This is a genomic window from Chryseobacterium viscerum (assembly GCF_002899945.2).
Classification (GTDB): Bacteria; Bacteroidota; Bacteroidia; order Flavobacteriales; family Weeksellaceae; genus Chryseobacterium; species Chryseobacterium viscerum.
In genome coordinates this window covers 605416-627216 of the sequence record NZ_PPEG02000001.1, presented here as the reverse complement: position 1 = coordinate 627216, position 21801 = coordinate 605416, and the positions used below count along the sequence as shown (strand labels likewise).

Annotated in this window: 17 protein-coding genes; 9 read left to right on the top strand and 8 right to left on the bottom strand. The window is 35.6% G+C overall.

Going from position 1 to position 21801, the window contains the following annotated elements:
- Positions 1 to 140 precede the first annotated feature (140 nt).
- The 4 genes from ybeY to C1634_RS02855 all read right to left on the bottom strand — a co-directional run bounded on the left by ybeY (position 141) and on the right by C1634_RS02855 (position 5947).
- Positions 141 to 560: an rRNA maturation RNase YbeY gene (gene ybeY, locus C1634_RS02870; RefSeq protein ID WP_103233749.1), complete on the bottom strand. Its 420-nt coding sequence runs from the start codon at positions 558 to 560 to the stop codon at positions 141 to 143.
- A 4-nt stretch (positions 561 to 564) separates the two neighbouring features.
- Positions 565 to 2724 carry a patatin-like phospholipase family protein gene (locus C1634_RS02865; RefSeq protein WP_109737866.1) on the bottom strand — a complete coding sequence of 720 codons (2160 nt, stop codon included), beginning with the start codon at positions 2722 to 2724 and terminating at the stop codon, positions 565 to 567.
- Positions 2725 to 2726: 2 nt separating this feature from the next.
- Positions 2727 to 5174 carry a bifunctional UDP-N-acetylmuramoyl-tripeptide:D-alanyl-D-alanine ligase/alanine racemase gene (locus C1634_RS02860; protein WP_109737865.1) on the bottom strand — a complete coding sequence of 816 codons (2448 nt, stop codon included), beginning with the start codon at positions 5172 to 5174 and terminating at the stop codon, positions 2727 to 2729.
- Between the two features lie 185 nt (positions 5175 to 5359).
- Positions 5360 to 5947, bottom strand: a complete 588-nt coding sequence (locus C1634_RS02855) for a thymidine kinase (protein WP_103233752.1) — start codon at positions 5945 to 5947, stop codon at positions 5360 to 5362.
- Between the two features lie 61 nt (positions 5948 to 6008).
- On the opposite strand from C1634_RS02855, the gene C1634_RS02850 reads away from it, so the two are divergent.
- From C1634_RS02850 to C1634_RS02830, 5 genes are all read left to right on the top strand, one after another.
- The gene (locus C1634_RS02850; protein WP_109737864.1) at positions 6009 to 7487 is read left to right on the top strand and encodes a hypothetical protein; all 1479 of its coding nucleotides are present in this window, start codon (positions 6009 to 6011) and stop codon (positions 7485 to 7487) included.
- A 2-nt stretch (positions 7488 to 7489) separates the two neighbouring features.
- On the top strand, positions 7490 to 8164 hold the full coding sequence (gene rsmI / locus C1634_RS02845; protein WP_103233754.1) for a 16S rRNA (cytidine(1402)-2'-O)-methyltransferase: 675 nt from the start codon (positions 7490 to 7492) through the stop codon (positions 8162 to 8164).
- Between the two features lie 6 nt (positions 8165 to 8170).
- Entirely contained in the window at positions 8171 to 9682 is a 1512-nt protein-coding gene (locus tag C1634_RS02840) for a WG repeat-containing protein (RefSeq protein WP_123921360.1), read from the top strand.
- 171 nt (positions 9683 to 9853) lie between these two features.
- Positions 9854 to 10597, top strand: a complete 744-nt coding sequence (gene fabG, locus C1634_RS02835; RefSeq protein ID WP_103233756.1) for a 3-oxoacyl-[acyl-carrier-protein] reductase — start codon at positions 9854 to 9856, stop codon at positions 10595 to 10597.
- Between the two features lie 3 nt (positions 10598 to 10600).
- Positions 10601 to 11920, top strand: a complete 1320-nt coding sequence (locus tag C1634_RS02830; protein ID WP_123921358.1) for a DUF6056 family protein — start codon at positions 10601 to 10603, stop codon at positions 11918 to 11920.
- Positions 11921 to 11960: 40 nt separating this feature from the next.
- Here C1634_RS02830 and C1634_RS02825 read toward each other — a convergent pair whose 3' ends face one another.
- From C1634_RS02825 to C1634_RS02815, 3 genes are all read right to left on the bottom strand, one after another.
- Positions 11961 to 13001, bottom strand: coding sequence for a GMP reductase (locus tag C1634_RS02825; protein WP_109737909.1), 1041 nt, complete (start codon positions 12999 to 13001; stop codon positions 11961 to 11963).
- A 199-nt stretch (positions 13002 to 13200) separates the two neighbouring features.
- Positions 13201 to 13989, bottom strand: a complete 789-nt coding sequence (gene surE, locus C1634_RS02820) for a 5'/3'-nucleotidase SurE (RefSeq protein WP_103231826.1) — start codon at positions 13987 to 13989, stop codon at positions 13201 to 13203.
- A 380-nt stretch (positions 13990 to 14369) separates the two neighbouring features.
- Positions 14370 to 14540: a lmo0937 family membrane protein gene (locus C1634_RS02815; protein ID WP_103231853.1), complete on the bottom strand. Its 171-nt coding sequence runs from the start codon at positions 14538 to 14540 to the stop codon at positions 14370 to 14372.
- A gap of 345 nt (positions 14541 to 14885) precedes the next feature.
- Between C1634_RS02815 and C1634_RS02810 the strand changes: the two genes are divergently transcribed.
- On the top strand, positions 14886 to 17015 hold the full coding sequence (locus C1634_RS02810; protein ID WP_103231827.1) for a carboxy terminal-processing peptidase: 2130 nt from the start codon (positions 14886 to 14888) through the stop codon (positions 17013 to 17015).
- A gap of 53 nt (positions 17016 to 17068) precedes the next feature.
- On the opposite strand, the gene C1634_RS02805 is transcribed toward C1634_RS02810, so the two are convergent.
- Positions 17069 to 17572 (bottom strand): superoxide dismutase family protein, encoded by a 504-nt coding sequence (locus C1634_RS02805; RefSeq protein WP_103231828.1) that lies wholly within the window; start codon positions 17570 to 17572, stop codon positions 17069 to 17071.
- Between the two features lie 239 nt (positions 17573 to 17811).
- Here C1634_RS02805 and C1634_RS02800 point away from each other — a divergent pair, with 239 nt between their 5' ends.
- From C1634_RS02800 to C1634_RS02790, 3 genes are all read left to right on the top strand, one after another.
- Positions 17812 to 18462, top strand: coding sequence for a 4'-phosphopantetheinyl transferase family protein (locus C1634_RS02800; protein ID WP_103231829.1), 651 nt, complete (start codon positions 17812 to 17814; stop codon positions 18460 to 18462).
- 88 nt (positions 18463 to 18550) lie between these two features.
- Positions 18551 to 19453 carry an AraC family transcriptional regulator gene (locus C1634_RS02795; RefSeq protein ID WP_103231830.1) on the top strand — a complete coding sequence of 301 codons (903 nt, stop codon included), beginning with the start codon at positions 18551 to 18553 and terminating at the stop codon, positions 19451 to 19453.
- A 92-nt stretch (positions 19454 to 19545) separates the two neighbouring features.
- Positions 19546 to 21792: a TonB-dependent receptor gene (locus C1634_RS02790; protein WP_103231831.1), complete on the top strand. Its 2247-nt coding sequence runs from the start codon at positions 19546 to 19548 to the stop codon at positions 21790 to 21792.
- Positions 21793 to 21801 lie beyond the last annotated feature (9 nt).

Below are 21801 nucleotides of genomic sequence, written 5' to 3'. Positions count from 1 at the left end.
TCGCTTGTTTTAAGCTTTTAATCTTATCTTTTCAACCAATGTTTCACGTGAAACATTTTTGAAGAATGCACTCTAGGTAAGCTTATATTACTGCTAGAATTGAGTACTTTAGATAACGGACCTTAAGTGATTGTTTAATTTTAAATCTTTAAATCCCGATACTTGGTCAAGTACAAATCTTCCATTCTCCGCATCTCTTTTTCTTCCTCTTCCGTCTTATCTTTATAGCCTGCAAGGTGTAAAATTCCGTGGGCTAAAACCCTTCTTAATTCTTCTTCATAATCTCGGGAAAGGGTAGAGGCGTTATCAGAAATGCGCTGCAAAGATACAAAAATCTCAGCGCTTATTGTCTTGCCCTTTACATAATCAAAAGTGATGATATCCGTATAATAATCATGCTGTAAATAGTCCTGATTGATCTTAAGAAGATATTCATCATCACAGAAAATATAATTGATTTCTCCTAGTTTTTTTCCTTCTGAAAGAATAAGATCTTCCAGCCATTTTTTGTAATCTGTACTTACCGACTCTGGTAAGTTTTCGTAAAAGAACTGTATCATTTTTTTAAAACCAGTGTCCTAAAATAACACTGAATATACCTTTTTGGTTGTTTTTAAGTGAGTGGCTGAAGTTTACTTTAATCTGCCCGAAAGGAGATTTGTAACCAGCCGTTAATCCCAGTGAGCTGTAATTTACTTTAACTGCATCTTCAAACTTGATATCGTTTGATAAGTTAGCAAAGCTGAAGTTTCCACTGATGAAATAGTTTTTATTGAATTTAAATTGAATATCGTTAGATGCTAATATTACATTATTTGTATAAAGCTGGGCAAAATAAAACCCTCCAAAGCTTTTGAAATTAATAAGATTTTGTTCAAAAATTCCTCCTAATCTATATTGATAATAAGCAGGAAGGTGTTCACCAAGTGTAATTCCTCCAAATAGATTAAGACGGTAAGAGAATTGTTTGCCAAGAGGAATATTGATTTTAAGATCTGCCTTGATTTGAATAATCCTTTTGTCAACTTCTGATTTTAAAAGGTCTATAACTTTTCCTTCAGCGGCAAAATAAACCCCTTTGGTAGGGAATTCTTTGTCATCCTGTGTATCGGTTTTTATAAAGACATAAGGGTTCAGGAAACGACTGTAACGTCTGTTGTCTCCATTGCTGTTTTCCGCCTTAAAGTAATCGTGGCTCATACCTCCTCCAATGGCAAATTTATCCTTCCATATAGACTGTATATAAACTTCATTTCTGCTCCATTCCCATCTGTCGATAACATAGTTGTCAACATTTTTCAGGTCAAAGCTCATTCCTGAGGAATAAATACCAAATCCAGGAATATATCCGTTATCTATAAAATAGTTCAGGTAATATCGTAATCGGTCTCCTACAACGAAATCAAAAGAAAGATTTGAGTTTTTGAATAAAAGCCTTTTTGCAGAATAATTCAAAAGAAGTCCGGTCTTGAAAACTTCGTCATAATGCAGTCCGAATTTTAAAAAATGACGGGTATCATCTTCGGTTACATAAAGCTTTAAATAGTTGGCATCATTTTCCTGAACGATATCATAATTGATAAAACTATAGTTGTTTGTAGCAACCAATTTATCGACCATTTTATTGATGTTTCCATAAGTCTGTAAAGAGGGTAGACGTAGTCCCATTTTCCCAAGCGTATAGTTTTTACCGTATATCTTGCTTCCTTCAATAGAAATACTGTCGATCTTGTATACATTGGAATAAATAGGGTTTATACGTTGTCTGAGGCGGTCAAATGGCCGCTTTGGTAATTGATCCAGTATCTGAGAATATTTCAATCCTTCTACATATCCGCTGTCCAGAATTTTCTTCTTATCATCATAGCTTGTAGCTGACATCCCTTTCAGGTTGGGTTTGATATTGATGTCTGTATATTTATACTGTTTTCGGGTATCTTTTTTTATTCCAAAATCGATTACCTGATTCAGAATGGATATAATGTTGTTTAAATCCTCTCTTTTTGATAGGTCCTGATTCAGATCCACACCGATGACAATATCGATTCCTTTGTCCTTTAAAGGCTTTGAAGGGTAGTTTACCGTCATTGCCCCATCAATATATATACTGTCGCCAATTTTAATAGGATCCATTAAAGAAGGGAATGCGGAACTCGCCATAATAGACTGTACCAGATCTCCTTTTTCAAAAATCTGCATATTTCCACTCTCCAGATTGGTGGCAACGCAAAGGAAAGGAATGGGCATTTTAGAAAAATCTTCGATATTGGAAACGTTTTTAAAAAGCTCTTTCAGAAGATAAACATTTCTCTGGCCGGTACTGATAGAAGAGGGAAGTGTGATTTTTCCATTTTTGAGTGGAATGGATAAAAGGTATTTGTCTACAGATTTGTTGAAAAAACTGGCTTCCTGTCGTGACTTCGGATCCATAATCAAGGAATAGAAATCTGTATCCATGACTATTTTTTCAATTTCTTTTCCGGAATAGCCTGCCGCATAGAGTCCTCCAACAATGGCTCCCATGCTCGTTCCCGAAACATAATCCACCTTTACTCCCAATGAATCTAATACTTTAAGAACTCCGACATGTGAAAAGCCTTTGGCACCGCCACCGGCGAGGGAGAGTCCTATCTTTGGATTTTTCGGAATCACCAGATCTTTTTTTACCTGAGAATGGATCAATAGCAGTGGGAATATGAAAAGCAGAATCAGGAGTTTTCTCATAATTAATCTTTTATATAAATCCGTTTCACCCGGGGCGAAATGGAGGTTAATACTTCATAGGTTATCGTTTTGCAGTATCCTGCGAATTCTTTTAAACTTGGTTTGGCATTGAAAACAGTTACCATATCGCCTTCTTTCACATTGGGAATATTATCTACATTAATCATCATCATATCCATACAGATATTTCCAACGATGGGCGCTAATGTTTTGTTTACTCCAACGTTTCCTACCTGATTTCCGATCAGTCTTGGAATGCCATCTGCATATCCTACAGGGATCGTTGCAATTTTTGTAGGATGATCAGCTTTATATCTTCTGCTGTAACCTACAGATTCACCGTTTTCAACCGTTGATATCTGTGAAATTACGGTTTTAAAGCTTACAACAGACCTTAATTGTTTCTGAATTTCAGGATCTGCCGATTCTCCAAGCATACCAATACCGATTCTCACCATATCGTGCTGATGAGCTTTATAACTTGTTATTCCGGCTGAATTCAGAATATGGCGGATAGGAGTGTAGCCTAGTTTTTCAGTTAGGTAGCTGGAGTTTTTCTCAAAAACCGCAAGCTGCTTTAAAGTAAATTCTTTCTCTTCAGGCATATCGGAAGATGATAAATGGCTGAACATACTTTGTACCTTTACATTTTTCTGGCTTAAAGTTTCACTTAACTGATCCAGTTCAAAATCTTTGAAACCAAGTCGGTGCATTCCTGTTTCCAGTTTGATGTGAATAGGATATTTCTTGTCATATCCGGATTTCTGAACGGCTTCATAGAACAATTCCAACACTCTGAAACTGTAAATTTCAGGTTCAAGGTTATATTCTATAATAGTCTGATAGCTGTGCTGCTCAGGATTCATTACAATAATAGGGGTTGTAATTCCTTTTTTACGAAGTTCTACACCCTCATCAACGTAAGCTACTCCAAGGTAATCTATATGATGATGCTGTAGGAACTCTGAGACTTCATAACTTCCCAGCCCGTAGGCATTAGCTTTTACCATTGCCATCATTTTGGTTCCTGGTTTCAGCAGAGATTTATGATAGTTGATATTATGAAGAATTGCATTAAGGTTTACTTCCAGTACCGTATCATGTTTTCTAAGCTCAAGAATATCCTTAAGCCTTTCGATCTCAAATTTTCTGGCACCTTTCAGCAGGATAATCTGATTTTCTAATTCAGTAAGATATTTACTTTCAATTAACTCTTTAGTGTCAATGAAAGTATATGTTTTAGCTTTAAATAATTCACTAAATGATGATATTTCATCGCCAATTAAAAATACGGAATCAAAATTTTGTTCATTCACCAATTCGGAGACTTCTTCATACAATTCCTGAGAATTGCTGTTCACTCCTACAATATCTGTTAAGACCAGAGATTTTTTAGGTTTGTTATACTCATTCAAAAACTGCAGAGCAGTTTTCAGAGAATCGAGGTCAAGATTAAAAGAATCGTTGATAACAATATTGCTCTTATTTCCTTCAATCGCTTCAAGCCTCATTTCAACGGCTTTTAAAAGGTTGATTTTTTCAACGATCTTTTTATTTTCGATATGAAGTTCCTTAAGGACTGTAATAAGCGCCATAGCGTTAGTTAATGTCGCTTCGTCTCTTTGATGGGCTGGAAAACTGATTTCTTCCCCAAAATATTCAACGACTACGCTTTCATCCTTTGAAATATTGTTTTTGATGAAAACCTGATTCTCTTTTTTAAAACCGTAAGAAATTAATTTTTTATCAGAATAGGAATTTTTAATTTTTTGATCTACCAAAGAATGGTCACCATTATAGATGATGACTTCAGAATCTTTAAAAAGTTTGATCTTTTCATCAATCAGTTCTTCTTCGGAAGAAAAATTGGCAGCATGAGCCGTTCCTATATGGGTAAGCAAACCGATCTGAGGATGGAAAATATTTTCAAGTTTTTCCATTTCATGAGGTTTTGAAATTCCCACTTCAAAAATTCCAAGCTGATAAGAGCTATTGATTTGAAGAAGAGAGAGCGGAAGGCCAATCTGGGAATTGAAACTTTTGGGACTTTTTACAGTAGGGAATTCATTCCACAAGCATTGATATAACCATTCTTTTAAAATAGTTTTACCATTACTACCAGTGATTCCGATAGATTGTATGTGAGAATTCTCGAAATGGTACTTTGCTAATTTTTGAAGAAAGTCTACAGAATTTTCAACAATGATCCAGGTAATATTTTCAAACCCGGGATAATGATGTTCAGAAATAATAATACTGATCCCTCTGTCTATTGCAGATTCTATAAACTTTTCACCCGAATTTTTAGAGGTATTGATCGCGATAAATGCAGTATTCTTGGTAGAATAAATAATCCTGCTGTCGTACGCTATATTTTTGATCAATAAATTTCCGTCTCCAATGATTTGTGCATTGGTGATCTCTGCAATGTGTTGTACTGTATAATCCATTGGTACCCTTTCTGCTTTATTTTTAAGGCGAAATGGCAAAAAGGTAAAATAATAAAGAGGAAGAAAAAGTTTTTATAAGCCAACTTCTCCTTTTTGAAATTTCACAATGCTGCTTTTCCGCTTTTCATTTATATTAATGAATATAATGTATGCTTTGGTGCATTCAGCCTTTGCTGTTTTGCAATTTATTTTCTTTTTAAAAGTACTTCGTCAATAAAAACGCGGCGGCTTACTGCTTCATAGCTTTCAGTTTCTCCCAACTCTACCAGATTATCTCCCTGGGAAGTTCTCATAGAATAGTTGGCAAGATTCCCTGTTCTCTTACAAATAGCATGCACTTTTGTAACATACTCGGCTGTGGCCATCAAATTAGGCATAGGCCCGAATGGACGGCCCAAAAAGTCCATATCCAATCCTGCAATGACTACTCTTACACCGCTATTGGCAAGTTGGTTGGCAATATCAACAATACTTTCATCGAAAAACTGAGCTTCATCAATCCCTACTACATCACAATTGGAAGCTAACAGAAGAATTTCATTAGGGTTTTCTACTGCTGTACTACGGATTTTATTCTGATTATGAGAAACTACGTCCTCTTCAGAATATCGTATGTCCAATTTAGGTTTAAAAATTTCTACGTTCTGTCCTGCCATCTCTGCCCTTCGCAATCTGCGGATCAGTTCTTCGGTTTTACCGGAAAACATAGAGCCACAAATTACTTCCATCCAACCACTTTGTTTGGAATGATTAATTGTATTTTCTAAAAACATTTGTTAAATTAGCCGTATATTTTTAACATCAAAAGTAAGCAATTTTAATAAGAATCTTATTATGCAGAATATCCAAGATTTAAGGGAAAAGATTTTTTTTGAATCCATGAATATCATTGATAATCTGGACAAAATAAGTAATATAGACGAATTACTTTCCAAGCAAGATCTTGTAGATGAGCTTGCTAACAGGATTTCTTTTTTGAAATTGCTGGAAAAAAATATTGAATATTTCGTAGCAGATGATCCGGCTCATCAACACCACTCTTTTGTATCAGGAGAAACAGAATATCATGATTCAGGGAATGAAGTGACAGAAGAGGAAGCGATTTTTAATAATGAGCTGAACGAAATTGATGAAAATGAAATTTTTTCAGACGGATCTGAAGAAGAGGAAGCCGTTTTCAATAACCAATTGAATGAAATTGTTGAAAATAAATTCCATGAAAATATTGTAAGCTTTGTAGAAGAAAATCACGAAGAAAAAGCGGCTGAAAATACTCAGGAACAGGATTCTGATCATGAAATTCTGGAAGAAGAAGCCGTATTCAATAATCAGTTGAATGAAATTGATGAAAATGAGATTTCTGAAGAGCAGAGAGCTGTTCTGAAATTTGTAGACGAAGATAAAATTCTTGCGGATGCTACACCGGATTCTGATGAAGACCTCAATGAAGATTTGTTTCATGATGAAGTGACTAAGGAAGAAGTTATCTTCAATAATCAGCTGACTGAAATAGACGATACAGAAGATGAAATCTCTGAATCAGAAGCCAAAAAAGAAACAGATTTTGCTGTTGCAAATAATGCTAAAATATCAGTAACAGAAACTATTCCTAGTATTTTTGATACTGAAACTTTGGAAGATGAAATACTGATCGAAGAAAATGAGGAACAATTTGTTGCCTCAAACATTTCAATACAAGAAGGAGAGATGATTACAGAAACTTCCAACGTGGAAAATATTCTGAGTGAGATCAAAAATGACCATTCTGAAGAAGACATAAAGGAAGAAAGCATCCTTGCTGAAGTCTATGACAGAAGAAAAATTGTAGAAATTGACAAACCTGTTCCTGAAGAAACAGATAAACATCGTTCCGATGAAAGCTTCGAAAATTTAGAAGAATATCATCGGGAGAAAAAAATAAAATTAGCCAATATCAAAGGAATGAAGGCTGTTCAGTCACTTTTTGATGACGATCACCTGGAAAGGGAATTTTCTAAGGAAGAAGCTCCAGTTTCGGTTGTAAAAGAAGATACAGGAAGTATTCTGAAATCTAATATTCCTACGAACTTTATGGAAGCAGAGAAGCAGAAACCTGAGTTTAAGCTGGATCTGAATGACAGAATTGCTTTCTCAAAAATGCTGTTTGAAGGAAGCCAGATCGATCTTAATGATGCCGTATTCCAGCTGAACCAATTCAAAACGATGGAAGAGGCCAAAGAATATCTTAGTGATCTGTACTACGAAAGAAAATGGAATAAAGTGGATGAATATGCCCAGAGACTTTGGATATTGGTGGAAAATAAATTCTTATAATTTTGAGCGGAATCCTATATTTTGTTCCCACACCCGTTGGGAACCTTGAAGATATGACGTTCAGGGCGGTAAAAGTCCTGAAAGAAGTTGATTATATTTTATGTGAAGACACCAGAACTTCTGGAATACTTTTAAAACATTTTGAAATCTCCAAGCCTTTAAAATCTTATCATTTACACAATGAGCATCAGGCAACAGAGAAAGTAATTGGAGACCTTAAAAGCGGTCAGAATATCGCTATTATTACCGATGCAGGAACACCGGGAATTTCGGATCCGGGGTATTTACTGGCAAAAGCAGGCGCAGATAATCAGATTGATATGATCTGTCTTCCGGGAGCGACCGCTTTGATTCCTGCACTTGTGGTTTCAGGGCTTCCCAATAATGAATTTTTATTCGCTGGATTTTTACCACAAAAAAAAGGAAGACAAACAAAGCTAAAACAGCTTGCTGAAGAAAAAAAGACAATAGTTCTTTACGAAAGCCCGCACAAAATCAATACAACTCTGGAGCAGATCAAAGAATTCTTTGGAGAAGAAACGAAGGCAAGTTTAAGCCGCGAAATCTCCAAAAAATTTGAAGAAACTAAGCGAGGAACAATCAACGAGTTAATTGAATTTTCCAAGAGTAAAACCTTAAAGGGAGAAATCGTTCTTATAGTCAATAATTCTATTTAATTTTCCTTGAAGAAATTAGTTTTTGTATTATGTTCTGTAGTTTGTACAGCACAGACTAACCAATATATGAAGGTTATCCTGTCAAAAAAGATAGGGAAGGAGGTCCATTCCTATTCGGACGGATATGGAACAATATATGACTCCGGGACCAAAAAACAGGGAATTGTAGATTCTCTGGGTGCCATTACCTTTCAATCTCCTTATAAAGGGGGAATTTTGCATGTTTTTAAAAACAGGTTTATCCTTTATTCTGAAGAAGGAAACAATAGAAAATCAGCCATTATTGATGAGAAAGGAAAAGAACTGATCTCTTTGGATAATCAGGAGTTTAATACACCATGGTGGAGTAGGGAACGCATTATTTCTTCAAAACAAGACAAAGAAGCGGTTTATGATTACAATGGAAAGGAAATCATTCCTTATGCAGAAAAGATCCGTTTTTCAGGGAAGAACAGATTTTTTGTTTTAAAAGATAGCAAGTGGTTTCTATATGATCTCAACGGAAAGCAGGTCAGCAGCCGGGAATTTAAAGAAGATTATAATTTTGAAGAGGGTAGAGCATTGATTATCAATGATAATAATGAAAGTGAAATTATTGGAGATAATGGACAGACTTTACATCAATTTTCGAAACAGGTGATGAACATCAATGCTTATCCCTATCTGATTACCAGAAATAAGAGTACAGGTAAGTATGGCTTAATCGATATTGAGGAAAATACCATTGCTGAAGAAATCTTTAGTGATGTTACCCCGGAATATTTCGGCGGAAAAGAATATATCTACCTCGAAAAAAAAGGAAAAACAACTGTTTTCAGTAAGAAAGACAGGAATTTGTATCCCCAGGCTTTTAAATATTTAAATCCTTTATTGAATAACTTCTTCAGTGTTTACAATGATAAAGTAAAAAAATCCGGTATTATTGATATCCAAGGGAATATCATTCTCCCGCAGGAATATGATTTCATCAGGAGTTTTACCATTTCCGGAAAAGATTTCATCTATCTTAAAAAAGGGAATGAAGAACAATTTCTGGATAAAGACCTTAAGAATATTGTAGGAGATGGAGTACAAATTTTCGGTTTCTATCCTGAGAGTCTTATCCTTGAGAAACAGAATAAGTATTATACGTTTTCGGTAGTAGATCACTCGATGAAGGAGCTGAAAAATATCAGTCAGATAAAAAATGAGGATGTTGAGTACTTTAATCCTCTTAATCAATATTCAAAACCTTTGGTATGTAAAAATACAGCCAGCTTTTATGGCATTCTGGATGGTAAAGGAACAGAAATTGTACCTTTTGTTTACGAAGACATCATAACATTCGGGAATGCTGAAAACGAAATTGTGGTAAGAAAGGAAGGGAAATTCGGAGTTTCAAATTTCCAGAATGAACTTCTAAAGGAAATTATTTATGATAAATATTTTTGGCAGAAAGAAGTTCTGAAACTGGATAAAGATAAAAAAACAGACTTTATTTATTTCACCAGATTTAGAAATAATACGGTTCAGCTGTAATAAAAGCTAAATAAACATTAAAAAAAGCAGTATTTTAACAATTTAAATGGGTTGAATAACAATTTATAATATCTTTGCAAACCGTTTAATTCCGAAAGGAATGTATAAGAACTAAAAGAGTCAGCTGTCACAAGCTGAATGAGTTATAAAAGAAAATAATTATCAATAGATATGAAAATATTAGAAGGAAAAGTAGCAATAATTACCGGAGCTACAAGAGGAATCGGGAAAGGGATTGCTGAAATGTTTGCTCAACAAGGGGCAAAAGTAGCATTTACCTATGCCGGTTCTGTAGACAAAGCAAAAGAATTAGAAGCAGCTTTAAGTTCTGTAACCCAAATTAAGGGATATCAGTCCGACGCATCAGATTATGATGCTGCTCAGAAATTGGTAGAGGATGTAATGGCAGAGTTCGGGCAGATTGATATTTTGGTAAACAATGCAGGGATTACAAAAGATAACCTGTTATTGAGAATGTCCAAAGAAGATTGGGATAAAGTGATCAAGGTAAATTTAGATTCAGTTTTTAACCTTACAAAAGCGGTAATCAAGCCGATGATGAAGGCAAGATCAGGATCTATCATCAATATGACTTCTGTAGTAGGAGTGAAAGGAAATGCCGGACAAGCCAACTATGCAGCTTCTAAAGCTGGGGTTATCGGATTTACAAAATCTGTTGCATTGGAATTGGGTTCAAGAAATATCAGATGTAATGCAATTGCGCCTGGATTTATTGAAACAGAAATGACAGCTGTTCTGGACGAAAAAACAGTTCAGGGATGGAGAGAAGAGATTCCGATGAAAAGAGGTGGACAGCCTGCAGATATCGCAAATGCATGTGTATTCTTTGGAAGCGATATGTCAGGATATATTACCGGACAAACATTAAACGTTGACGGTGGAATGTTAACTTAGAAAATGAAAAAAGTACAGAATATAGTATTATTCTTGTCGATTTTAATAGGCGTCGGTCTGGCATACATGAGTTGGTTTAATGTATATCAGACCGATGATTATTTTTGGTCCTATACGACCAGAAAAATAGGGTTGTTACAAAGTTTTATTCAGACTTATACAACCTGGGGTGGTAGATATTTTGGGTATTCTATTAATATGTTTAACCCTGTTTTTTATGACAATAATAATCTTCTTCCCAAGATCTATCCTGTTTTCTTACTACTTTCCTTCATTGGAATTTCAGCGTTAAACTTTAAAGAATATTTCAATTATTCCCTGAAAGAATCCATCAAAAAAGGATTTCTTCTGTTTTTCTTTTATACAATCCTTCTGGTAAGTCTTCCTGAGCATTACTATTGGATTACAGGCTCTAATGTCTATTTCGTTCCTGTTATTTTAGCAGGCATTTTACTCTATTTTTATAAAAAAAGCGAGGATACACAGCAGAAAATATGGTTTTACCTTTCGGTTTTGCTTACTATCATTCTGATGGGTTCCAATGAAACTCTGGCATTGATTGTTGAAGGGCTTTTGTTATTATCTTATTATCAGAAACGCAATAAGAGAAATCTGACTTTGGTACTGATAGGAAGTGTTTTTTTACTGATAAGCTTTTTGGCACCCGGAAACTTCAACAGAATGGGAGAGACAGAAGGTGGAATGATAAAATGGTTGAAGAGAATGGCTCTTTTTGGTGCGAGTACAATGTATGTTGCCGTTAAAGTTTTATTAGTGCTTCCTTTATTTATTAAGGTTTTTGAGAAAGAACTTAAAAATATCAGTACGAAAATCACATTTAAAAACGCGGTTTTGTTTTGGTCAGTTTCTTTACTCCCTTTATTATTTACAGGCTATATTCTCAACTCTGTTGCAAGACAGTTTGAAAGTATCATCTTTTATTTTTTGATCAGTTTTTCAGTGTTGATGTTTTTTAAATTTGAAAAAGTTAAAAAATTTTGGTGGGCTTCCCTCCTCATTGTTTTTCTTCCGGAGTTAAAAATTTTCCCTGAAAAATATTCATATTTCAACATTGATTTCAATGGAGAAAATATAGTGATGGAGATTATGACGACAGATCTTAAAGAATATGAAAAAGAGATGAATGAACGAGTAGATATCATCAGGAATTCTTCTAAAGACTCTGTTGTCGTTGATAAGATCAAAGAAGTTCCGAGGATTTTGTATATGGATGAAATGGCTTCAGAGCATGAACAGGAAACCTATGTAAATGATCAGCTTCAAAAGTATTTTAATAAAAAATATATAAGGACAAAAGAATAAAGGCTTTAGATAATTCTAAAGCCTTTATTTGTTTTTATTTCTAGTCTTTAAAAACCTGATTTTCCTGTTCCTGAACCCTGATAAAAGTAGTTCTCTTAGAAAGTTCCTTCAGTTTGGACGCTCCTACATAAGTACAGGTAGAGCGTACTCCTCCCAAAATATCTTTTACCGTTTCTGAAACCGGACCTTTATAAGCTGCTTTCACGGTTTTACCTTCGGAAGAACGATATTCTGCTACCCCTCCGGAATGTTTATCCATAGCCGTTTTGGAACTCATTCCATAGAAGAGACGGTATTTTTTACCATTTTCTTCAATCATTTCTCCTCCGCTTTCGTCGTGTCCGGCAAACATACCGCCAAGCATTACAAAATCTGCACCCCCACCGAAGGCTTTGGCAACATCTCCCGGGACTTTACAGCCACCGTCTGCGATGATATGGCCTCCTAAGCCATGAGCAGCATCAGCGCATTCAATAATGGCAGAAAGCTGAGGATAGCCTACTCCCGTTTTTACTCTGGTCGTACAAACGGATCCAGGACCAATACCTACTTTTATAATGTCTGCACCTACCAGAAGAAGTTCTTCTACCATTTCTCCGGTAACAACATTCCCTGCGATGATAATTTTATCGGGAAAATTGGCTCTTGCTTTCTTCACAAATCCAACGAAATGCTCAGAATAGCCATTGGCTACATCTATACAGAGAAATTCAATTTTTGGATGCTTTTCGAGGATCTGTCTTATTTTCTCTTCATCAGCCTTTCCTGTTCCTGTGCTTAAAGCAATATACTGATGAATACTATCGGGTTGGCTTTCCAGAAACTTGCTCCATTCTTCGGGGGTATAATGTTTGTGAACAGCTGTAATAATTTTTTCCTTTGCCAGTTCTACGGCCATTTCAAAAGTTCCCACCGTGTCCATATTGGCGGCAATTACCGGAACTCCTGTCCATTTTTTCTTAGTATGTTTAAAGGTAAATTCTCTTTGTAAATCAACTTCTGATCGGGATTTTAAAGTAGAACGTTTAGGGCGGAACATTACATCCTTGAACCCTAATTTTATGTCATATTCTATACGCATTTTGTAATTATTTGTCAGAATAAAGGTAGTGAATAATCCGAAGCGGATGCTTTTTGAATGGATGTATTTTGTCACAGATGACATAAAAATACGGCATGAAAAATGGTATTTCATGCCGTGTTATTGTTAAAACTTCAACTTCTGATCTCTGCTGAAGTCAAGTTTTTTATACTGTTTAATAAGTAAATGATTAATAAGATTATTTCACCTCATTTACATTTTCAAAGGTCATTACCTCCTCCAGTGTTTTCATATATTCATAGGCAGTCATGTCAAACTTTACAGGGACGATGGAAATATATCCGTTCGCCAATGCCGTTTCGTCAGCATCTTCAGAATCATCCATATTGTTGAAATAACCTGTCAGCCAATAATATTTTTTACCATGTGGATTTATCCTTTCGTCGAAGCTTTCTTCCCATTTTGCGTTAGCTTGTTTGCATACTTTTATTCCTTTTATTTCTGCAGCAGCAAGTTTCGGAATATTGACATTCAGAACAACTCCTTTTGGCATCGGGTGTTCCAGCGTTCTTCTTACAATATTCTGAATAAATTCTTTTGCCTGAGTAAAATCTGCTTCCCAGCTGAAATCCAATAATGAGAACCCAATAGCAGGAATTCCTTCTACACCAGCTTCTACAGCTGCAGACATAGTTCCTGAATAGATCACATTGATTGAAGAATTTGCACCGTGATTGATTCCTGAAACCACAATATCAGGTCTTCTTGACATAATCTTATCAAGAGCCATTTTTACGCAGTCTACAGGAGTTCCACTGCATGAAAAATCAGTCTGTGGACCATCAAGGGTAACTTCTTCGTAGCTTAGGGTAGAATTGATGGTAATAGCGTGGCCTTTTCCACTTTGGGGAGAGTTAGGGGCTACAACAACAACTTCTCCGATTTCATTCATAAAACTGATAAGATTTCTGATACCAGGAGCTGTAATTCCATCATCATTAGTAACCAGAATAAGCGGTCTTTCCATAAATTATCTTTAATATTTTTTATTCAAATAGAGTGAATTTGTTCATTTTCAGAATCGAACAAATAGAAATTCAACACATCAAATGTAGTCAAAAATAAGATGCGGTAAAACAGCAGGTTTATTATTGAGTATTGTTAATTCAGATTTGAAATAGCGATATTTTAGTCACAAAATGGGTCTGGGAAAAGAGAAGATGAAGAATATAAGGTTCAGAAAATGAAACAGAAAATGAAGAAAAGTTAATAGGTTGGTTTAATCCGCATTTTCAAAATCCACCTCAGTCCTTCACAGATACTTTTTCAATTCATATAGGACTCAACTGAAGAGAATCTGTGAAAGCCGATGGTGTTTTAATTAAAGTGGTTTTACAAAATAATAAACTAATCGAGAGGTTTTCTGCCTGTAATAATGTTATAAAGAACAACAACAATGGCAATGACCAATAAAACGTGAATTAAATAGCCTGTGCTGATACCCGGAACAATTCCCAGTATTCCCAAAAGCCAAACAACGATGCAGATGACTGCAACTAACCATAATAGACTTCTCATGACTTTATATTTTAATGTTATTTGCTTAGTTTCCTGCATATTTTATGCCTTTATGTCTCAAAATTGAGTTTTGTGGTACTTGTTTTTTAATTTTCAATGAAAAAATAAAGTGTAAGTATATTTATGGAAAAAAACAGATCAGGAGTTCGTTTTGGAATCAAAGAGCCTGATAATAGGAAATACCCGAGATTGCTTTTATTATTTGTGAACCTCTTTTAATAAAAATAATTAAAACTGTTCGATATTTGTAAATAAGGTATTAAATTTGATCGTTTGTAACAGTATCAAACTTGTTGCTACTAATTATTATACTTATTTTAAAAATTAATAAATTAAAGACAGTTTATGTGGAAAAATTTCAAACTGAATAAATTTTTACTTCTTATTCCATTAACCAGTCTAATGTTTTGTTTCAACTCGCCAAAGAATGACGATGAAAAGATGCAAACAATAATGGTGAGCGTAAAAAATACACTTTCTTATCTGCATTATAGCCCAAAATCTATCAATGATGCCTATTCTAAGGATGTTTATAAGCATTATTTCGAATTGGTAGACCCTGCAAAAAGATATTTTGTACAATCTGATATGGATGAATTCAGCAAGCATGAAACAAAGCTTGATGATTATATTGGGCAAGGAGACCTGACATTCTACAAACTTACAATCGACAGATTGTACCAGAGAGTAGATGAGATCGATAAAATCACTCAGGACATCTTCAGCAAACCAATCAACCTTCAGGAAGATGAAGCGCTTACCCTTGAGCCAAAATTGAAGAAAGTACCTGCCAACAAGCAGGAACAGTATAATGAGTGGAAAAAATTCATCAAATACAATATCCTTCAGGAAGTTGAATCGATGAACAGCAAAGAAGAGGCTCAGAAAGAAAAGAAAGACTCTGTTCAGAAGTACAAGCTCAAAGATACCATCAAGTTTAAGGCTCTTACTCAGGATGAAAAGATCAAAAAAGCGACTGATGAAGTAAAAGATCTTGTAAAAGATACCTTTACCCGATTCAAAAAGAGAAAGAAAATGGATTGGTTTACAGTGTATATGAATGCTTATACAGAAGTATTCGATCCACATACCAACTATTATTCTCCAAAAGATAAAGAAGACTTTGATACTCAGTTTACCGGAAAAGTAATCGGTATCGGAGCATTGATCCAGGAGAAAAAAGGAAACCTTTATCTCGGGGCTCTTACCATTGGTGCACCGGCATGGAAGTCTAAACAGCTTTCAGAAGGAGATAAAATCTTAAAAGTAAGATCCAAACCAAAAGAAGATGCTGTAAATGTTGTAGGAATGCTTTCTGATGAAGCAGTAAGATTGATCAGAGGAGAGAAAGGAACACCGGTAACACTTACTGTTCAGAAAAAAGATGGTACTACCAAGGATGTAACAATGATTCGTGAAGAAGTAGCTATTGAAGACACTTTTGCAAGAAGTATTGTTGTAAATAAGGCAAACGGTAAGAAATATGGTTTCATCAACCTTCCAAGTTTCAATGCTGATTTTGAAAACGCCAAAGGAAGAAATGCTTCTGATGACATCAAAAATGAGATCATTAAGCTGAAAGAACAGAATATTGAAGGAATCATTCTTGACCTTAGAAATAACGGAGGTGGTTCTTTAACTGAAGTAGGGGATATTATGGGGCTTTTCATGGAAGCAGGACCTTATGTTCAGGTGAAAGACGGAAACGGGAAAATACAGACCCTTAAGAATAAAAATGAAACGCCTATCTGGACAGGACCTCTTGTTATCATGCAAAATGAACTTTCAGCTTCAGCTTCAGAAATCCTTGCAGGAGTAATGCAGGATTACGGAAGAGCAATGATTATAGGATCTCCGCAATCTTTCGGAAAAGGTACCGTTCAGACATTTGTAGACCTAAACAGATTCCTGAACACGGAAGATGATTTCGGATCTTTAAAACTAACGATCCAGAAGTTCTACAGAATTACCGGAGAATCTACACAGAGAAAAGGAATTGTTTCTGATATTCAGATGAAAGATTTCTTCACGTATGCTGAAGTAGGAGAGCGATATGACGATTATGCTTTAGCATGGGATAAAATTCCTTCTACAAAATTCCAGAAACTGAACTATTTCAATATTCAGGCGCTGGAAAAAGCAAGTGCAGACAGAATGGCTAAAAACAGCAATTATCAATTGTTATTAGAGTCTGCTCAATGGAGAGAAAGATTGGATAAAGAAGAAAATATCACCTTGAATATAAATAAGTTCAATGAGCTGATGAAGAACAGAAAATCTCAGATTGAAAAGTTCAAAGCTTTGACTAAATTTGAGAACGGACTTCAGTTTATGATGTATCCAAGTGAGATAGAAAGAGAGAAAAAAGACGAAGCTTTCAAGAAAAAATCTGAAATGTGGATCAAGAATCTGAAAAAAGATCTTTACCTGCAGGAAGCAATGAATATTGTATCAGATATGGGAGCTAAATCCTAAACATAAAAAAACCGCTAATGAAAATTAGCGGTTTTTTTATTGAGTAAAAAAGATTACTTAATTTCTACGCATCCCACTCTTCCTCCTGCATTTCCAGTAGGCTGAGTATGGAAGTCATCTGCTGCTGCGTGTACAATAAGACCTTTTCCGATGATGTTTTTAGACTCATCTGTACAACCCAGACACCATTTGTCTGTCTTGAAAGTCAATGTGGCAGTTCCGCTCTGATCAGCAACCAGGTTTCCTATATCTCCCATGTGGAAATGTTCGGCACCCCATTTACCGTGATCATTCTTGGAAGGATTCCAGTGGCCTCCGGTAGAAGTTCCGTCTGCCGCAGAGCAGTCTCCTTTTTCATGAATGTGTACTGCGTGGATTCCAGGAGTAAGATTCGTGATATCAAGCTTCATGGTTACCCCATTTCCGTTTTGGGTAAACTTCGCTGTTCCTCCTGTCTGTGTTCCGCTTTTGGCATTTACGGAGTACATTTTTGTTGTTCCGCATGAAACTGCTAAAAATGCAAATCCCGCCAATAGTGCTAATGTTTGTACTTTCATTTTTTAAATGATTTATAGTGATTTTACGATAAATTTATAAAAGATTTTCCAAAGCGCTTTATGATCCGGGTCTTTTTTAAAAAGATAGTGTAAATCATAACCGTAATTCGGCTGCTTTTAACCTTAAATTTTTAAACTTGGACAGGATGGTTAACTTCTTTAAAAAGAGATGAAAAAAAGCTTATTTTAGTCGTCAGAAAGCAATTTATAAATCCGGTATCTCTGGCAGGAAAAAGAAAATGATTATTCTGTATACATTCATCAGTGAAGAAAAACATGAGTCTCTTTTAGACAAATATCTGCCTGCGTTTTCTCAGGAAGCTAAACAGGATATTCTGAGATACAGAAGATGGCAGGATGCACAGCTTTCTTTACTGGGAAAGATTCTTTTGCAATATGGATTGAGGACTTATTATAACATCCCTCAAGCAGAAACGGGCATGCTTCCCAATAAAAAACCCTACTTAAAAGACCAAACCCTTCATTTTAATATTTCGCATTCCAAAGATCTTGTGGCTTGTGCTATTGCAGAATATCCCTTGGGAATAGATGTAGAATTCAATAATCCCAAGACCAGCTATCTGGATTTTACATTCCAAATGACCGCTAATGAGTTTCAGGAAATGGATACTTCTGAAGATAAAACAGCAAGTTTCTTTACCTATTGGACCCGAAAAGAGGCTGTCATAAAAGCGCATGGAGCAGGGATGATGCTTCCCTTAGATTCTTTTGAAATCGTTAATAACGAATGCGTCATTGAAGATGAAAAATTCTTTACCAAACAGATTTTTATTCATGAAGACTACCATAGCTATGTTGCTTCTTCAAATCCGAATATTAAAGATGTAATTCCTTTTTTTAAACATTTTGAAGAGGATATTGTTCACTAAAAAAAATGAAAAGTTCTCTTGACAATAGCAATAAAAGACAACAGAATTCCTGAGCAGAAAAATATCTTTGTAAACTAACAATTTTGAATTGGAAGAGTATAAAAAGCGAATTGTAAAGACAATTCAATATATTGATAATCATATTGATGCAAATCTGTCGCTGGAAAAGGTTTCAGAGATAAGTGCCTATTCACCGTTTCATTTCCACAGAATATTTAAGCAGATTACAGGAGAAACCCTGCAGAGTTACATTATCAGGAAGAAAATAGAGAAAAGCGCTCTTCATCTGGCGCTGTATAAACATATGGAGATCAAAGAGATCTATTGGAATCTTGGATTTTCAAACCACTCAGCCTTTTGCAAAACATTCAAAAAACATTATGGTCTTCCTCCCACAGAATTCCGTAAATCAGCTCCCAAAATATTTCACAAGATTTTACAAACACAAAGCAAGAACGGACAAATTGATACAGTTTTCAGCCAATACATTTGCAATATCGAAAACCTATTAAATTGGACGAACATGAATTTAAAAATCGAAGTAAAAGAATTGCCGGAAATGAATCTGGCAGCAGTAATGAGCCTGGGAATTGCAAATGTGGAGCCTTCCTTCAATATTTTAATAGACTGGGCAAGTAAGAAAGCTCTTTTTCCAAGGGAAAATGTCAAGATGATTTCAGTGTATCACGACAGCTGCAAAATAACACCTCTGGATAAAGTAAGGATTCATGCTTGTATGCTTTTGGATGAAAAACTGGCACAGCAGGAGGGTGAAGTATTTGCCGAAACCATAGATGCCGGACGATTTATTGTAGGAAGTGGTGAAGTTACCCTCGACGATTTTGAACAATGCTGGGTTTCTTTATTTTTATGGATGAATGAAAATAAATACAGCGTAAGAAGAACCCTTCCTTTTGAAATCTATCATTCCAACTTTAAAGAACATCCGGAAGGAAAAATGATCGTGGATTTTTGCATTCCAATCCATTAATTACCATTCGGTAACAAAAGAATGCCTTTCGGTCAAAATTTTTTTCCAGAAAGGCATTTCTCATCCTATTTTTGACTCAGAAAATAATAACAATGAAAACAAAAGGACAACATCTACTGCTTCTGATTTTCCTTATCATTTCCATAATGGGATATTCACAAGTAAGAATCTCAGGAAAAGTAGCCTTTAAAAATAAAGGAGTAAGTGAAGTAAATGTAACCCTGAAGGATACTTATGATGGTACCACCACCGATGCTCAGGGAAACTTTTCTTTCGAGACCTCAGAAAAAGGATCTCATATAATAACCTTTACCCATCCGAAATATGAGAACGTAGAAAGAACAATTTCTATTGAGAACCAGGGTGTTTCTTTGAATGTAGATCTTAAAGAACAGATCAGTGAGATTGATGCGGTAGTCGTTTCTGCAGGCTCTATTGAAGCCAGTGATAAGAAAAGAGCGACTGCGCTGCTTTCCCCAATTGATATTTATACCACCGCGGGTGCAGACGGACAGATTTCTTCAGCATTGACCTATCTTCCTGGGGTACAGAAAGTAGGAGGGACTGAAGGGTTGTTTATTCGTGGAGGTACAGGCACGGAATCTAAGATTTTTATGGATGGAAGCCTTATCAACAATTATTTTTCTAACTCTGTTCCGGGAATTGCGGGAAGGGATCAGTTCAATACTTCTCTTTTCAAAGGGAATATATTTTCAAGTGGTGGCTATTCCGCATTATATGGGCAGGCGCTTTCAGGCGCTTTGATGCTGGAAAGCGTTGATCTTCCGGATGAAAGTTCCTATAGCCTTGGAATATCACCTATTTTCCTAAGTGCCGGATTTCAGAAGCTGGGAGACAATAAAAACTATTCCTACGGAGCTACAGCAGGGTATTCTCTTTTAAGCCTGATGCAGAAAGTACTAAATTTTAATACCGATTTTGTGGAAGCACCACAAGGGCTTAATGGGGATCTGAATTTTAGATTCAAAACAAAATCAGGAGGCTTTTTCAAATATTATGGGATGTTCAATTCCAATAAAATGGGCGTAAGATCAGAAAGTCTTGAACCCGGATATGATTTCAGCCTGGTAAAGCTTAATGGTAAAAATACGTTTCATAACCTGTCTTTTAAACAGAAATTTGGAAGATATCTTCTGAATGTGGGTGGATCTTATTCTTACAACAAATCAGATCTTCATTTTTCTACAGAGACGAATGAGGTAGAATCCAACAGAAGCCAGCTTCTTACCGATGGAAATTATTTGAATTTCAAAGCGGTCCTTGAAAGAAAGATCAATAAAATCAGTGCTGTAAGGGGAGGTTTTGAACTGAATAATACCGATGAAAACCTAAACTTTGAAAAAGTACAGAAAAAATATAAAGATTTGATCTCTTCGGCTTTTGTAGAAACAGACCTTGGCTTTAGCAATGCTTTGTCTGCGAAAATAGGAGTAAGGGCAGAGCATTCATCTTTCTTAGGAAAGAGCAATATTGCCCCGCGTTTTGCTATTGCTTATCGTCTGGCAAAAGACTGGACAACTTCATTAGCTTACGGTCTTTTTTATCAGAATCCTGAAAGTAAATATATCAATGGCCCCGCAGATCTTGGTTTCCAGAAATCACAGCATTATATTTTTCAGGTTCAAAGAGCTTCAGAAGGCAGAACGTTGCGTTTGGAAGCATTTTATAAAAAGTATGACCAGTTGATCAAAACATTTAATGTAACTCCGAATAAAGAACAGAATCAGCAGATTCAGACTGCTTTGAATAACAGTGGGTATGGCTATGCAAAAGGCGTTGAATTTTTCTGGAGAGACAACAAAAAAACGTTTGAAAATATCGACTACTGGATCAGTTATTCATTCCTGGATTCCAAAAGAGATTTTCTCAATTATCCGGTCAGCCTTCAACCAAGTTTTGCTGCTGAACATACACTTTCAGCTGTCGCAAAAAGATTTATTCCGGAATGGAAACTTGGGGTAAATCTATCATACACCTATGCAAAAGGGCGTCCCTATTATGATATTGCTTCTACTTTTGAGAATGGAACAGCAGTTAATTATACCCGAAACGAAGGTAGAATGAAAGATTACAATGCTTTGAACTTCAGTATCAATTACCTGCCTAATATTGGTAAGAAAAACGCGAAGGCTTTTCCTGTATTTGTATTGAGTGTAAGCAATATTTTAGGATCAAAGAATATATATGGCTATAACTTTTCTGCGGATGGATCCAGAAGTTCTGCAGTAGTTCCTCCGGTAAATACTTTTGTGTTCATAGGAGCATTTATAAGCTTTGGGGTGGATAAAACCGATGATGCCATCAATAATAATTTATAAAAAACATAA

Excerpts from the sequence above, each read along its gene's own strand:
- ybeY (WP_103233749.1), bottom strand. The coding sequence starts at position 560 with ATGATACAGTTCTTTTACGAAAACTTACCAGAGTCGGTAAGTACAGAT.
- C1634_RS02865 (WP_109737866.1), bottom strand. The coding sequence starts at position 2,724 with ATGAGAAAACTCCTGATTCTGCTTTTCATATTCCCACTGCTATTGATC.
- C1634_RS02860 (WP_109737865.1), bottom strand. The coding sequence starts at position 5,174 with ATGGATTATACAGTACAACACATTGCAGAGATCACCAATGCACAAATC.
- C1634_RS02855 (WP_103233752.1), bottom strand. The coding sequence starts at position 5,947 with ATGTTTTTAGAAAATACAATTAATCATTCCAAACAAAGTGGTTGGATG.
- C1634_RS02850 (WP_109737864.1), top strand. The coding sequence starts at position 6,009 with ATGCAGAATATCCAAGATTTAAGGGAAAAGATTTTTTTTGAATCCATG.
- fabG (WP_103233756.1), top strand. The coding sequence starts at position 9,854 with ATGAAAATATTAGAAGGAAAAGTAGCAATAATTACCGGAGCTACAAGA.
- C1634_RS02830 (WP_123921358.1), top strand. The coding sequence starts at position 10,601 with ATGAAAAAAGTACAGAATATAGTATTATTCTTGTCGATTTTAATAGGC.
- C1634_RS02825 (WP_109737909.1), bottom strand. The coding sequence starts at position 13,001 with ATGCGTATAGAATATGACATAAAATTAGGGTTCAAGGATGTAATGTTC.
- surE (WP_103231826.1), bottom strand. The coding sequence starts at position 13,989 with ATGGAAAGACCGCTTATTCTGGTTACTAATGATGATGGAATTACAGCT.
- C1634_RS02815 (WP_103231853.1), bottom strand. The coding sequence starts at position 14,540 with ATGAGAAGTCTATTATGGTTAGTTGCAGTCATCTGCATCGTTGTTTGG.
- C1634_RS02810 (WP_103231827.1), top strand. The coding sequence starts at position 14,886 with ATGTGGAAAAATTTCAAACTGAATAAATTTTTACTTCTTATTCCATTA.
- C1634_RS02805 (WP_103231828.1), bottom strand. The coding sequence starts at position 17,572 with ATGAAAGTACAAACATTAGCACTATTGGCGGGATTTGCATTTTTAGCA.
- C1634_RS02800 (WP_103231829.1), top strand. The coding sequence starts at position 17,812 with ATGATTATTCTGTATACATTCATCAGTGAAGAAAAACATGAGTCTCTT.
- C1634_RS02790 (WP_103231831.1), top strand. The coding sequence starts at position 19,546 with ATGAAAACAAAAGGACAACATCTACTGCTTCTGATTTTCCTTATCATT.